At 71.5% G+C, this 13,277-nt stretch carries 12 protein-coding genes; 9 read left to right on the top strand and 3 right to left on the bottom strand.

Going from position 1 to position 13,277, the window contains the following annotated elements; genetic code table 11:
* Positions 1 to 65 precede the first annotated feature (65 nt).
* The 4 genes from ACIA5D_RS08700 to ACIA5D_RS08685 all read left to right on the top strand — a co-directional run bounded on the left by ACIA5D_RS08700 (position 66) and on the right by ACIA5D_RS08685 (position 5,824).
* Entirely contained in the window at positions 66 to 623 is a 558-nt protein-coding gene (locus tag ACIA5D_RS08700; RefSeq protein WP_396029250.1) for a DinB family protein, read from the top strand.
* A gap of 130 nt (positions 624 to 753) precedes the next feature.
* Positions 754 to 3,567: an FAD-binding and (Fe-S)-binding domain-containing protein gene (locus tag ACIA5D_RS08695; protein ID WP_396029249.1), complete on the top strand. Its 2,814-nt coding sequence runs from the start codon at positions 754 to 756 to the stop codon at positions 3,565 to 3,567.
* Positions 3,568 to 3,613: 46 nt separating this feature from the next.
* Positions 3,614 to 4,267 (top strand): response regulator transcription factor, encoded by a 654-nt coding sequence (locus tag ACIA5D_RS08690; protein ID WP_396029248.1) that lies wholly within the window; start codon positions 3,614 to 3,616, stop codon positions 4,265 to 4,267.
* A 180-nt stretch (positions 4,268 to 4,447) separates the two neighbouring features.
* Positions 4,448 to 5,824, top strand: a complete 1,377-nt coding sequence (locus ACIA5D_RS08685) for a sensor histidine kinase (RefSeq protein WP_396029247.1) — start codon at positions 4,448 to 4,450, stop codon at positions 5,822 to 5,824.
* Between the two features lie 108 nt (positions 5,825 to 5,932).
* Here the strand turns inward: ACIA5D_RS08685 and ACIA5D_RS08680 are convergent, their stop codons facing one another.
* The 3 genes from ACIA5D_RS08680 to ACIA5D_RS08670 all read right to left on the bottom strand — a co-directional run bounded on the left by ACIA5D_RS08680 (position 5,933) and on the right by ACIA5D_RS08670 (position 6,827).
* The gene (locus tag ACIA5D_RS08680) at positions 5,933 to 6,253 is read right to left on the bottom strand and encodes a nuclear transport factor 2 family protein (protein WP_396029246.1); all 321 of its coding nucleotides are present in this window, start codon (positions 6,251 to 6,253) and stop codon (positions 5,933 to 5,935) included.
* An 85-nt stretch (positions 6,254 to 6,338) separates the two neighbouring features.
* Positions 6,339 to 6,437 (bottom strand): VOC family protein, encoded by a 99-nt coding sequence (locus ACIA5D_RS08675; protein WP_396029500.1) that lies wholly within the window; start codon positions 6,435 to 6,437, stop codon positions 6,339 to 6,341.
* A 12-nt stretch (positions 6,438 to 6,449) separates the two neighbouring features.
* A complete protein-coding gene (locus ACIA5D_RS08670) occupies positions 6,450 to 6,827 on the bottom strand; it encodes a DUF1304 domain-containing protein (RefSeq protein WP_396029245.1) in 378 nt (125 codons plus the stop codon).
* 69 nt (positions 6,828 to 6,896) lie between these two features.
* Between ACIA5D_RS08670 and ACIA5D_RS08665 the strand changes: the two genes are divergently transcribed.
* The 5 genes from ACIA5D_RS08665 (at position 6,897) to ACIA5D_RS08645 (ending at position 13,125) form a co-directional block, all read left to right on the top strand.
* Positions 6,897 to 7,676: an SDR family NAD(P)-dependent oxidoreductase gene (locus ACIA5D_RS08665; protein ID WP_396029244.1), complete on the top strand. Its 780-nt coding sequence runs from the start codon at positions 6,897 to 6,899 to the stop codon at positions 7,674 to 7,676.
* Between the two features lie 31 nt (positions 7,677 to 7,707).
* Positions 7,708 to 8,877 carry an FIST signal transduction protein gene (locus ACIA5D_RS08660; RefSeq protein ID WP_396029243.1) on the top strand — a complete coding sequence of 390 codons (1,170 nt, stop codon included), beginning with the start codon at positions 7,708 to 7,710 and terminating at the stop codon, positions 8,875 to 8,877.
* Positions 8,878 to 8,887: 10 nt separating this feature from the next.
* The gene (locus ACIA5D_RS08655; RefSeq protein ID WP_396029242.1) at positions 8,888 to 10,621 is read left to right on the top strand and encodes a putative bifunctional diguanylate cyclase/phosphodiesterase; all 1,734 of its coding nucleotides are present in this window, start codon (positions 8,888 to 8,890) and stop codon (positions 10,619 to 10,621) included.
* 30 nt (positions 10,622 to 10,651) lie between these two features.
* Entirely contained in the window at positions 10,652 to 12,406 is a 1,755-nt protein-coding gene (locus tag ACIA5D_RS08650; RefSeq protein ID WP_396029241.1) for a Xaa-Pro dipeptidyl-peptidase, read from the top strand.
* Positions 12,407 to 12,567: 161 nt separating this feature from the next.
* Positions 12,568 to 13,125, top strand: coding sequence for a GntR family transcriptional regulator (locus tag ACIA5D_RS08645; RefSeq protein ID WP_396029240.1), 558 nt, complete (start codon positions 12,568 to 12,570; stop codon positions 13,123 to 13,125).
* The last annotated feature ends 152 nt before the right edge of the window (positions 13,126 to 13,277 follow it).

Below are 13,277 nucleotides of genomic sequence, written 5' to 3'. Positions count from 1 at the left end.
TTCTGCGGTGCGGCGAAAGGGAAAACCAGCTTGCACGGCGGGCGGCGGCTCAGCATCGTGGCACGATGAGTGACGCACCTCGGCGGTGGACCCAGGCCACCATCTACGCCGACATGTGGGCGGACCCCGACGACGACCCGCGCAACAGCGACGGCCCCGCTCCGGATGGAGAGTTGCCGACGTTTGTCGATGTTCTGCAAAACTTTCGGCTTACCCTGCGGATGAAATGCGACGGGCTCGACCCGGCGCAGCTGGCCCGCCGGTCGGTGCCGCCGTCAACGATGTCGCTGCTCGGCCTCGTGCGCCACATGGCCGAGGTGGAACGCGACTGGCGCACCTGGATCCGCCCCGAACCGGCCTCGAAACTTTACGGCGCGCGCGACGCGGACTTCGACGGCGCCGTCGCCGACCAGGCGGTCGTGGACGGCGCTTTCGCGGATCTGGCCCGCGAGCAGGCGGCGACGGACGCGGCGTTGCTGTCGCATCCCGACCTCGGCGAACGGCTGGGAAAGGACGGCATCGCCGTCCGCGAGCTGTGGGTGCACCGCATCGAGGAGTACGCCCGGCACTGCGGCCATGCCGATCTGCTCCGCGAATGCGTCGACGGCCGGGTCGGGCAATAGCGGTCCTCGCGACCCTCGTCCTGTGACCCAGGCCGGGCGGCCGGAGCCCGGCGGCGCCGGCCGTCCCACCTCCTGGGTAACGTCCGGGGAGCCGTCGGGCGACGGCCGCGGTGGTGGAAAGGTCGGGCACATGACTGATGCGGGTGAGCTGGTGCGCCGGCTGCGCCGGGCGGGGATCGCCGACGTGCTGGACGACGCGACCAACCGCTCGATGTACGCGTCCGACGCCTCGCTCTACCGCGTGGTCCCGCAGGCCGTCGTGCGGCCCCGGTCGGACGACGAGGTGGCCGCGACACTTTCCGTCAGTCGTGACCTAGGCGTGCCGATCACCGCCCGGGGCGCGGGCACCTCGGTGGCCGGCAACGCGATCGGCCCGGGTGTCGTGCTCGATTTCAGCCGGTACCTGAACCAGGTTCTCGAGGTCGACCCGGCGTCACGGACAGCTCGCGTGCAGGCCGGCGCCGTGCAGGCGGTTCTGCAGGCGGCGGCGAAACCGCACGGCCTGCGTTTCGGCCCCGACCCGTCGACGCATACCCGCTGCACGATCGGCGGGATGATCGGCAACAACTCGTGCGGCTCGCGGACCCTCGGGTACGGCCGTACGTCGGACAACGTCTTCGGCCTGAGCGCGCTCACGATCGACGGCGAGCGCCTGGTCACCCGCGAGAAAAGTTTCGAGGGCGCCGACAAGATCACCACCGCGCTGCGTGAGGTGATCGGGGCCAGCCTCGCGGTCGGCCGCACCGAGTTCGCCCGGTTCGGCCGGCAAGTTTCCGGCTACGCGGTCGAGCATCTGCTGCCCGAGCACGGCTTCAACCTCTCCGAGTTCCTGGTCGGCAGCGAGGGCACCCTCGCCGTGATCACCGAGGCCACGGTGCGGCTGGTCGCCGATCCGAAGCATCGGATCCTGGTGGTCCTCGGCTACCCGGACTTCGGGACCGCCGGCGACGCCGTCCCGGGAATTCTCGAGTTCAAGCCGACCGCCTGCGAGGGCATCGACTCGCGGATCTGCGATGTGGTGCGCAGCCGGCGCGGGCCGGACGCGGTGCCTCCGCTGCCGGGCGGCCAGGCGTGGCTGATGGTCGAGATCGCCGGCGACGACCTCGCCGCGGCACGCGAACAGGCCGAGCGGCTGGCAAGATCCGCGGGCGCGGTCGACACGCTGATCGTCGAGGACGCGGCCGCCGCGGCTCCGCTGTGGCGGATCCGGGAGGACGGCGCGGGCCTCGCGGGCCGGGCGCCCTCCGGGCTTCCCGCCCACGCGGGCTGGGAGGACGCGGCGGTTCCGCCGGCGCGGATCGGGGCCTATCTGCGCGATTTCGACGCGCTCTGCGAGCAGCACGGGCTGAGCAACATGCCGTACGGGCATCTGGGCGACGGCTGTGTGCACGTACGCCTCGACTTTCCGCTCGACAAGCCGGGCGGCCCCGGAAGGTTTCGCGCTTTCCTCGAGGACGCGGCCGACCTCGTGGTCAGCTACGGCGGTTCGCTCTCGGGCGAGCACGGCGACGGCCGGGCCCGCAGCGAGCTGCTCACGAAGATGTACTCGCCGGCCGCGATCGCGCTCTTCCGCGAGATCAAGCACACCTTCGACCCCGGCAACCTGCTCAACCCCAGCAACATCGTCGAGCCCGACCCGGTCGACGCGAACATTCGCGTCGCGCAGGCCCGCCCGGTGCGCACGAAACTCGCGCTCGCCTATCACGCCGATCACGGCGACTTCAACCAGGCGGTGCACCGCTGCACCGGCGTGGGCAAGTGCCGCGCCGACACGACGGTGCTCGGCGGCGTGATGTGCCCGTCCTATCTGGCCACGAAGAACGAGAAGGACTCCACCCGGGGCCGGGCGCGTGTCCTGCAGGAGATGCTCGACGGCGACCTCGCCCCGGGTTGGCGCTCGGAAGCCGTACACGATGCGCTTGATCTTTGTTTGTCCTGCAAGGGATGCGCGAGCGATTGCCCGACCGGGATCGACATGGCGGCCTACAAGTCCGAGGTGCTGCACCAGAGCTACAAGCGCCGCGTCCGGCCGCGGTCGCACTATACGCTGGGATGGCTGCCGCGCTGGTCGCGCCTGGCCGCGAAAATGCCGCGCCTCGCCAATCGGCTGACCACGCTGCCCGGATTGCGAAAGCTGGCCCTCTTTGCCGCCGGCGTGGATGCCCGCCGCGACATTCCGCAGTTCGCGAACCAGACATTCCGGCAATGGTTTGCCGGGCAGCCGGCGAAACAGACCGGGAAACCCGTCGTCCTCTTCGTGGACAGTTTCACCGACCACTTTTCGCCCGAGGTCGCGAAGGCCGCCGTCGAGGTGCTCGCCGACGCCGGTTACGCCCCGCAGGTCACCACCAAGGACGCCTGCTGCGGCCTGACCTGGATCTCCACCGGCCAGCTCGACGCGGCGAAACGCATTCTCGGCAAGACCGTCGGTGAGTTGCGGAACGCGGCGGAAAGCGGGGTGCCGATCGTGGGGCTCGAGCCGTCCTGCACCGGGGTCCTCCGCGGCGACCTGCCCGAGCTGATCGACACCGACGTCGCTCGCGCGGTCAGCGCGGCCACCGTCACCGTGGCCGAGCTGCTCGCCCGTACACCTGAATGGAACGCGCCGTCGCTCGACGGCGTGAAGGTGATCGCCCAGCCGCACTGCCACCACCACGCCGTGATGGGCTGGGAGGCCGACGCGAAACTGTTGAAGCGGGCCGGCGCCGAGGTGGTCCGCCTCGGCGGCTGCTGCGGGCTGGCCGGCAACTTCGGGGTCGAGCGCGGCCACTACGAGGTCTCCGTGCAGGTCGCCGAGCAGCAGCTGCTTCCGGCGCTGCGGGACGCGAAAGACGGCGACGTCTTTCTTGCCGACGGCTTCTCGTGCCGTACGCAATCGGCCGATCTCGCCGGAATCCCCGGCACTCACCTGGTGCAACTCCTGGCCGGCAAGAAACCGCGCTGAAGCACAGGTGCAGTAGATTTGCCGCCCAGAGGATGGGCGGAGGCGGATGCGGATCTTGCTGGTGGAGGACGACCGCCGGGTCAGCGCGGTGATGGCCTCGATGCTCCAGCGGCGCGGGTACGAGGTCGAGCACGCGGCGACCGCGACCGCGGCGCTCGAGGCCGCCCCCTGCGACCTGGTGCTGCTCGACCTCAACCTGCCCGACGGCGACGGCGTCGACGTGTGCCGCATCTTGCGGGCCCGCGACGAAAATCTCGGCATCATCGCGGTGACCGCCCGCGGCGAGGAACGCGACAAGATCACCGGGCTGCGGGTGGGCGCCGACGACTACGTCGTGAAGCCGTTCTCGATGGCCGAGCTGCAGGCCCGTATCGAGGCGCTGCTGCGGCGCACGGTCCGGCAGGCGCCGGCGCGGGAGGTCGCCGAGATCGGCCCGCTGCGCATCGACCACGCCGCCCGCACCGTGCACGTCGACGGCACGCCGGTCGCGCTGACCCGCAAGGAGTTCGATGTGCTCGCGTCGCTCGCCCGGCAGCCCGGTGTGGCGCTGTCCCGCGAGCGCATCCTGCTCGACGTCTGGCAGACCACCTGGTCGGGCAAGCACACGCTCGAGGTGCACGTCGCATCCCTGCGGGCCAAGCTCGGCCGGCCCGAGCTGGTAGAGACCGTCCGCGGAGTCGGCTACCGTTTGCGGACCTGACTTTCGCCACCGTCCCGCCGGTTTCCGTCGGCACTTCCGCCGGCGCGAAAGCCCGGGTGTTCGTCGCCGGCGTTGCAACCGGGGACGACCGTCGCCGGCGCGAAAGCCGGGGCGTTGGTCGCCGGCGCGAAAGCCGGGGTGTACGTCGCCGGCGCGAAAGCCGGGGCGCGGGGAGGTGGCGTGCGAAACCGGCTGGTCGGCACCTATGTGCTGCTGCTCTGCATGGTGCTGCTCGCCCTCGAACTGCCGCTCGCGATCGCGCTGACCAACCGCGAAACCGAGCGCGTGGTCGCCGACCGGCTCGCCGACGCCACCCGCTTCGCGTCGCTCGCCGCCCCCGCGCTGCGCAGCGGGGAGCTCGAGTCCCTCACCGACGAACTGCGCAGCTACCACGACCTGTACGGCATCGCGACCATGGTGGTCGACCAGGACCAGCGGGTGCTGAGCGTCTTCGGCGACCCGGTGACCGGGGCGGACGGCGCCATTCGCGGCGCGCTCGCCGGCCGTCAGGTCAGCAGCCCCTCGACGGTCTGGCCGTGGCAGTCGCTGCCGCTGGTGGTCGCGGTGCCGGTCAGCGACGGCGGCGCGGTGCTGGGCAGCGTGCTGACCGCCTCGCCGACCGGGCCCAACCGGCGCTGGGTCGTCGTCACCTGGGCCGAGCTGGGCCTGGGCGGGCTGGCGGCGGTGGCCGCGTGCGTGCTGACCGCGCACCGGCTGGCCGGATGGGTGCTGCGGCCGGTGACCAGGCTCGACGCCGCGGCGCACGAGATCGCGGCCGGGTCGACCGACGCCCGGGTGCAGCCCGGCCTGGGACCGCCGGAGCTGCGGCGGCTTTCGGTCAGCTTCAACGAGATGGCCGATGCGGTGGCGTCGTCGCTGGAACGTCAGCGGTCGTTCGTCGCGCACGCCAGTCACCAGCTGCGCAACCCGCTCACGGTGCTGCGGTTGCGCATCGAGGACCTGGGTGGACGGCTCGCCGACGACTCGGCGCGGGACGACCACACCGTGGCGCTGGCCGAAACTGATCGTTTCGCGGACGTGCTGGACGGGCTGCTCGCGCTGGCCCGGGCCGAGCGCGGGCAGCATCAGGTCTCGCTCGTCGACGCGGCCACGGTCGCCCGGGATCGGGTCGCGGCGTGGCAGCCGCTCGTCGCACGGCGCGACATCTCGCTGGTCACGGAGCTGCCCTCCGACCCGCTGCCGGCCTGCGCGGTGGCCACCGCGCTCGACCAGTCGCTGGACGCCCTGATCGACAACGCCCTGAAATTCACGCCGGCCGGCGGCCGGGTCGAGGTTTCGGCCGCGGAACTTTCCGGCGGTGTCGCGATTCGCGTCCGCGACACCGGGCCGGGCATGACCGACGAGCAGTGCCGCCGGGCGACGGAAAGGTTCTGGCGCGCCGCCGACACGCAGAACGTGGACGGGGCGGGGCTGGGGTTGTCGATCGTCGCGGCGCTGATCGAGGCCTCGGGCGGGCGGTTCACGCTGGCGCCGGCGGACGGGGGCGGGCTGGAGGCCACCATCTGGCTGCCCGGCGGCAAGCTCACCCCGAAATGAGCCCGCGCGCCGGTGCCCAGGGTGGCCCGGTGGCCCAGGTTCCCGGCGGCCCCGGCGAATATCAGTCAACTGACCTGGGTGACCGACGCCTCACCCCGCAGGAGATCGTCACGCCCGGATGGTCATGCGGGCGACCAGGTCTCCCTCAGTCAGGAAGGTGAACGTGCTCGGCCCGTTGAAACCTTTCCCGCCGACCGCCGCGCTCACGACGGTCTCGTCGCCGCTGCGGCGCACCCGCTCGACCGTGAGGCTGACCTGCTTTCCGATGAACTCACGGTCGCTCCACCCGCGAATTTTCTCGGCTCCGCGGAAAACCCGCCCCCAGTCGTCGACCGCGCCGTCGGCCGTGAAGCCGGCCAGGAACGCGTCGATGTCGTTCGCGTTGGCCGCGTCGACCAGCCGCCGCGTGGCCTCGTCCAGTTCCTCCATCGGTGTTTCCCTTCTCGGTGGAAGTCTTGGTGGAAAGGCGTTGCTCGCCCCCGGCAGCCGGAAGTCAGCGCCGTCGCCTGAGGCCTCAGACGACGCAGAACTCGTTGCCCTCCGGGTCGGCCATCACGACGTGATCGGGGACACCTTCGTCGCGGGCGGCCTCGTGGAGCGTCCAGCAAACCAGATCCCCGGCCGGTCAGGCGACGACGAGCAGCACGAGGGCGACCAGCGGGGCCAGCCCCTGCACCGCCGCCGCGCGCAGCATGCGGCGGTTGGTGGCAAGCAGCACCAGCGCGGCGGCGAGCATGCTGCCGCACGCGGCGGCGACCAGCGCCCGGCCGGCCGGCTCGGACGAGGCGTGCAGCAGGATCAGGCCGACCGCCGCGATGATGGCGAGAAACAGGTTGTAGAAACCCTGGTTGAAGGCCCACGGCCGGACCGCCGGCAGCTCGGCCTCGCTCACGCCGAAGTTCTTGCGGGCCGACGGGCGGGGGAACAGCACGCTCTCCAGCACGAAGATGTAGACGTGGATGAGAGCCGCGATCGACGCGAAGACCTGCCCGGCAGCGTTCATGATCGGGGATTCTGCCCGCTGTGACGCGGCACGCGGCGGGCGGGGCCCGGCGGGGGCAGTATGGGTGGAATGCGACTGGATCTCTCCGGGAAGACCGCCCTCGTCACCGGCTCGACGCAGGGCATCGGCAAGGCCATCGCGGCCGGGCTCGCCGCGGCGGGCGCGCGGGTCGGCGTGAACGGCCGGTCGGCCGAGTCCGTCGATCGGGCGATCAACGACATGACCGGCGATTTCGTCGCTGTGGCGGCCGACGTGGCCACCACGGAGGGTGCGGACGCCGTACGCGAGAAGTTGCCGCACGTCGACATCTTGATCAACAACCTGGGGATCTTCGGCGCGCAACCGGCGCTGGCGATCACCGACGACGACTGGCGGCGGTACTTCGAGGTCAACGTGCTGGCCGCGATCCGGCTCACCCGGGCCTACCTGCCGGGAATGCGGGAGCGGGGCTGGGGCCGCATCCAGTACATCGCCAGCGACTCGGCCGTCGTCATCCCGGTCGAAATGATCCACTACGGGGTTTCCAAGACCGCGCTGCTCGCGGTCTCGCGCGGTTTCGCGAAAGAAGCCGCCGGCTCGGGCGTCACCGTCAACAGCGTCATCGCCGGCCCCACGCACACCGGCGGCGTCGAGGATTTCGTGTACGAGCTGGTCGACAAGAGCCTGCCGTGGGACCAGGCGCAGCGTGAGTTCATGCGAAAGCACCGGCCGCAGTCGCTGCTGCAGCGCCTGATCGAGCCCGAGGAGATCGCCAGCATGGTGGTCTACCTGTCGTCGCCGCTGGCCTCGGCCACCACTGGCGGGGCACTGCGGGTCGACGGCGGATACGTGGACGCCATTCTTCCCTAAACTCGGGCCGACCAAGGCCGATGCACCGGCCATGACACGCTGGTTTGGCACCGGGCACAGCACTCTGACCGATCCGGCCTCGGCCGGCGCCGCCGCGGCCGAGGCCGCCATCGAGGGGCGCGATCCAGTCCTCACGTTCGTGTTCTGCTCGGTCGGCTACCACGTGCCGGCGATGCTGAACGCCGTCCGGGAGAGGGTGGGCCCGGAGACCGTGATCGTCGGGGCCACCACCTCGGGCCAGATGGCGACCGGGGAGGTCAGCGGGGACGGGGTCGCCGTCGTCGCGCTCGGCGGGGACGGTTTCTCCGTCCGTACGAAAATCGCGCGTGGCGTGACCCCCCGCCTGCGTGACGCCGGCGCCGAGATCGCCGCCTGCCTCGACGAGGTCGACCGCCCGCACCGTGCCCTCCTGATGATCTGCGACGGGCTCACCGGAAACCAGCACGAGATGGTCCGCGGCGCCTTTTCGGTCGTCGGCGCGGCGGCGCCGCTGGTCGGGGGCTGTGCGGGCGACGATCTCACGTACGTGCAGACCTATCAGTTCTACGGCGGGCGGGACGGCGTCGAGATCCTCTCCGACGTGGCCATGGGCATCGCGCTCGGCTCGGACGCGCCGCTCGGCGTCGGCATCGCGCACGGCTGGCGGAAACTGGGCGACGCGATGGTCGTGACCAACAGCCGCGACGGCCGGGTCTACGAGCTCGACGGCGAGCCGGCGCTCGACGTTCTGATGCGCCGGCTGAGCCTGGACGAGTCGGTGCTCGACGACGAGGCGGGCTTTCGCGATCTGGTGTTCCTGCATCCGCTCGGGCTTTCCCGGCGCAGCGGCGAGGACATCCGCGTGATCCACGGCTTCGACCGGGACGACCGCTCGCTGCTCTGCCTCGCCGATGTGCCGCAGGGCGCGCTGGCCTGGCTGATGGAGAGCGACCACGACGCGATTGTCGACGGCGCCCGTGAGTCGGCGAGCCAGGCGCTCGACGGGCTCGACGGGCAGTCCGCGATCGGCCTGCTCGCCTTCGACTGCGCGGGCCGGCGCACCGTGCTCGGCGACGACGGCGTCCGGCAGGAGATCGGCGTGATCGGCAAGGAGCTGGGCGGCGTCCCGTACGGCGGTTTCTACACCAACGGCGAGATAGCGCGTCTGCGCGGCGCGCTGGGCATGCACCACTTCACATTGGTCACGCTGGCCCTGGCCTGAGGGGGAGACCATGAACCACTGGTCGACCCACCAGCTCACCGAGTTCTTCGCCGCGGTCGGCTCGTCGCGCGACGAGCGCTCGGCCACCATGGTCGCGATGGAACGGGCCAGCGAGGTCCTCGAGGCCGAGGTCGGCGCCGTGCTGATCGGCGGCCGGGTCGAGGTCGCGTGGGGCGTGCGCGGCGCCGACCTGGACGCCGCGCTCGCCGCCGCCCGCGAGGCCGAGACCATCGACGTGGCCGGCCTCGACGACCTGCACGTCGCGTCGGCCCGGTTCGGCGCGCACCACCGCGGCGACCTGCTGGTTGCCCGGATCGGCGAGCCGCTCAGCGCCGAGGAGCGGCAGCTGTTGCAGGCCATGGCGCAGACGCTCGGCCTGGCGCTGGACAACATCACGTTGCTCAGCGCCGAGCGAAACTTGCGCGAGGAGCGGGAGCGGGAGGCCGCCGAGCGGCTCGCCCTGCTCGAATCTCTGCGCGAGGCCCGGCACGACTCGCTGACCGGCCTGCCCACCCGGGTGCTGTTTCTCGAGAAGCTCGAGGAAAAGGTACGCGCCGCGACGCCCGCCAGCGTGCTGTTCATCGACCTCGACCGGTTCAAGGCGGTCAACGACAGCCTCGGCCACCGCGCCGGCGACGAGCTGCTCGGGCACGTCGCCGGCCGGATCCGGCACTGCCTGCGCCCCGCCGACGTGGGCGCGCGGCTCGGCGGCGACGAGTTCGCGGTCCTGCTCGACGACACGGGCGCCGCCGACGCGGTGCCGGTCGCGCAGCGGCTCATCGACGCGATCCGCCGGCCGTTCCACATCGCCGGCCGCGACGTGTTCATCGGCGCCAGCATCGGCATCGCCACCCACAGCGACGCCGCGCCCGTCGACCCGGGCGACCTGCTCGGCAACGCCGACGTGGCGATGTACAAAGCGAAGAAGGAAGGGCCCGGGAAGGTCGCAGTCTTCGCGCAGCAAATGCACGCCGAGGCGCTGACCCGGCTCACCCTGACCAGCGACCTCCAGCGGGCGCTCGAGCACGACGAGTTCCACCTGCAGTACCAGCCGCTGATCCGGCTCGCCGACGGCGCGACGGCCGGCGTCGAGGCGCTGGTGCGCTGGCGCCGGCCGGACGGACGCTACGTGCCGCCCGCGGATTTCGTGCCGATGGCCGAGGAGAACGGCCTGATCATCGACATCGGCCGCTGGGTGCTGCGGACCGCCGGCGAACAGGCCGCCCGCTGGCGCCGCGCGATGCCCGATCTCAGGCTCAACATCAACGTCTCCGGGCGCCAGCTCACCGACCCGTCGTTCGCCGCCGACGTGCAGCGGATGCTCGCCGGGACCGGCCTCCCGCCGACCGCGGTGACCCTGGAGCTGACCGAGTCGGTCGTGATGAACGACCCGGACACCGCGATCGCCTGCCTCACCGACCTCAAGGCGCTCGGCGTGGGCCTGGCCGTCGACGATTTCGGCACCGGCTACTCCTCGCTGTCGTACCTGCAACGCCTGCCGGTCGACGAGCTGAAGATCGACCGGGCCTTCATCGCGCACGCCGAGCCGACCGTCGAGGACCTCGCGGTGATCCGCGCGGTGGTCGGCCTGGCCAGGGCGCTGCGCCTGCGCACGGTGATCGAGGGCATCGAGACCGAGGCGCAACTGGTCGCGATGCGCCGGCTCGGCTGCGACCTCGGCCAGGGCTTCCACCTGCGCCGGCCCGCCGACCCCGAGCTCCTGCTCACGCCGGCGGCCGCCTGAGGAATCGACAATCGGCTATATGGTGAGCCGATGCGTATCGTACCGCTGCTGGTTTCTTCTTTGCTGGTGGCCGCTTTCGCGGCGCCGGCGGAAGCGGCCACGAAAACCGAAACCCTTCCGGTGTACGACTACAGCCAGGCCATCCGGGAACAAGTCTGGGTGCAGACCGCTGTGGACAGTGACTCCGACGGCGCGCCCGACCGGGTCGCCGTGCGGATCATCCGCCCCGCCGGCGCGCCCAAGGTGCCGGTCGTCTTCCAGGCGAGCCCCTACTACGCGGGCCTCAACGACGTCGCCAACCACGACGACGTCGACCGTGCGCTCAGCTTCAGCCGCGCGGAGACTGTCACGTTCGGCGGCTACCTCGACAACTATTTCGTGCCGCGCGGCTATGCGGTCGTCTTCGCCGACAGCCTCGGCACCGGCGGGTCGGACGGCTGCCCCACCTCCGGCGGCCGCAACGAGACGCTCGGCATGAAAGCCGTCGTGGACTGGCTCAACGGCCGGGCGCGAGCTTTCGACGCGGCAGGCGCCCCGGTGCGGGCGGACTGGTCGACCGGGCGCACCGGCATGATCGGCGTCTCCTACAACGGCACTCTGCCCAACGCGGTCGCCGCGACCGGCGTGCGCGGCCTCGAAACGATCGTGCCGATCGCCGCGATCTCCAGCTGGTACGACTACTACCGCGCCAACGGCGGCGTGGTCGCGCCCGGCGGCTTTCAGGGCGAGGACACCGATGTGCTCGCGAAAGCGGTGCTTACCCGCGCGAATCCTTCGGCCTGCGCCGGCGTCATGGCGAGCCTTGAGCGCGACCAGGACCGCGAAACCGGCGACTACAGCGCGTACTGGGCGGAGCGAAACTATCTGCCCGATGCCGGAAAGGTGCGGGCCAGCGTTTTCGTGGTGCACGGGCTGCACGACGACAACGTGCGCACCCAGCAGTTCGGTCAGTGGTGGGACGCGCTCGCCGCGAACCACGTGCCGCGCAAGATCTGGCTGCACCAGGGCGGCCACGCCGACCCCTTCAACCTCCGCCGTGACGTCTGGCTCGACACGCTGCACCGGTGGTTCGACCACTGGCTGTACCGCATCGACAACGACATCATGCGCGAGCCGATGGCCGATGTGGAGGTCGCGCCGAACGCGTGGCGCACGTCCCCGGCGTGGCCCGTTCCCGCGAGCAGGGCGGTACCGCTGCCTCTCGGCGGCGGCCCACGCCAGAGTTTCGTCGACAACCCCGCGCGTACGCCCGAAGAGCTCGCCGCCGACGAGACCGCAACCGACCCGAACCGCCTGGTCTTCCGCACCCCGCCGCTGCCGCGCGAAACCCGTCTTTCCGGAACCGTGGAGGTCACGCTGCGCGCCGACATCGCCGGCAAGTCGCCGTACCTGACGGCGATGCTGGTCGACTACGGCGAGGCGACCCGCTACGCCGGCACCCGCACACTGGCCACCCAGGACTGCATCGGCCCCGGCATCGAGGGCGACCCGGGCTGCTTCAACCGGCGCGAGTACGTCACCGCCACCACGCCGTACGAAATTGTCAGCCGGGGATGGCTCGACGTGCGCAACCGCTTCTCCCCCGCCGTGACCACGCCGATCGTGGCCGGCAAGCCGTACACGTTCCGCTGGAAACTTCAGCCCGAGGACCACGTCTTCGCCGCCGGGCACCGCATCGGCCTGGTCGTCATCTCGACGGATCGCGACCACACGCTGCGCTACCCGGCGGGCACGGTCGTCGGGGTCCGGCCGGCGCTGTCGCGGGTGGTGCTGCCGCTGGCATAGCGCCGTCCCGGTGCGGGCGTGCGAGAGCCCGCACGCTGAGCGGTGGGCAGACCGACCGGGCCGGCGCCCACGATCAGGACATCGCTCGTTGTCACGTCCGTCGATGACAGGGGCGCGGGTGCGTACTTGTTGTCCCTGGCCAGCCAGGTGACCATCGAGCGATGTCGACCACCGGTCCGCCGCCCTACCGGCTCATCGCCGCGGGCCTGCGCGACCAGATTCTCGACGGCAGACTCCCGGTCGGGGCGAAACTTCCGTCCCAGCACGAGCTCGCGGCGCGGCATCACGTCGCCCGCGCGACCGTGCAGTCCGCGCTGCGCACGCTCCGCAACGACGGCCTGATCACCGCGCGTAAGGGCGCCGGGCACTACGTGGTCGCCGGGGTCGCGGCCGACGGCAGCCGCTGCCCGGCCCGGTTCGAGCTCGACGCCGGCCAGCTCGCCTGGCTCGAGCAGTTGTCGCGGCCCGGCCGCGGGCCGGTCGTGCGGGTGCTGCGCTGCGAGCTGGAGCACGACCACGTGGGTCCGCACGCCTGCCTCGGCCAGCACGCCGGTGACACGGCGTGGTGGGTGCTCTGGACCCTGCAGGCCTCCGAGATCAACCCGCTGCGCGTATGTCCCGCGAAGCGCGATCCGGGCGACCCGGCCGCCGGCGGCAACGCGTGCTCGCTGTTCGGCCGGCACGAGGGCCGCCATTCCTACGGCGCCGGCTACTGGTAGACCGCAATTCCTGCGGCGCCGGCTACTGGTAGGCCGCCATTCCTGCGGCGCCGGCTACTGGTAGGCCGCCATTCCTGCGACGCCGGCTACTGGTAGATCGCCGCGACCGGGCCGGCCGGAAAGGCGGAAGACGAGCGGCCGGACCCCCGAAC

Source organism: Actinoplanes sp. NPDC051513, assembly GCF_044454685.1.
Lineage (GTDB): Bacteria > Actinomycetota > Actinomycetes > Mycobacteriales > Micromonosporaceae > Actinoplanes.
This window is presented reverse-complemented; position numbering and strand designations above follow the sequence as displayed.

What these genes read in the sequence shown, in the direction of transcription:
- ACIA5D_RS08700 (WP_396029250.1), top strand. Translation starts at nt 66, where the DNA reads ATGAGTGACGCACCTCGGCGGTGGACCCAGGCCACCATCTACGCCGAC.
- ACIA5D_RS08695 (WP_396029249.1), top strand. Translation starts at nt 754, where the DNA reads ATGACTGATGCGGGTGAGCTGGTGCGCCGGCTGCGCCGGGCGGGGATC.
- ACIA5D_RS08690 (WP_396029248.1), top strand. Translation starts at nt 3,614, where the DNA reads ATGCGGATCTTGCTGGTGGAGGACGACCGCCGGGTCAGCGCGGTGATG.
- ACIA5D_RS08680 (WP_396029246.1), bottom strand. Translation starts at nt 6,253, where the DNA reads ATGGAGGAACTGGACGAGGCCACGCGGCGGCTGGTCGACGCGGCCAAC.
- ACIA5D_RS08670 (WP_396029245.1), bottom strand. Translation starts at nt 6,827, where the DNA reads ATGAACGCTGCCGGGCAGGTCTTCGCGTCGATCGCGGCTCTCATCCAC.
- ACIA5D_RS08665 (WP_396029244.1), top strand. Translation starts at nt 6,897, where the DNA reads ATGCGACTGGATCTCTCCGGGAAGACCGCCCTCGTCACCGGCTCGACG.
- ACIA5D_RS08660 (WP_396029243.1), top strand. Translation starts at nt 7,708, where the DNA reads ATGACACGCTGGTTTGGCACCGGGCACAGCACTCTGACCGATCCGGCC.
- ACIA5D_RS08655 (WP_396029242.1), top strand. Translation starts at nt 8,888, where the DNA reads ATGAACCACTGGTCGACCCACCAGCTCACCGAGTTCTTCGCCGCGGTC.
- ACIA5D_RS08650 (WP_396029241.1), top strand. Translation starts at nt 10,652, where the DNA reads ATGCGTATCGTACCGCTGCTGGTTTCTTCTTTGCTGGTGGCCGCTTTC.
- ACIA5D_RS08645 (WP_396029240.1), top strand. Translation starts at nt 12,568, where the DNA reads ATGTCGACCACCGGTCCGCCGCCCTACCGGCTCATCGCCGCGGGCCTG.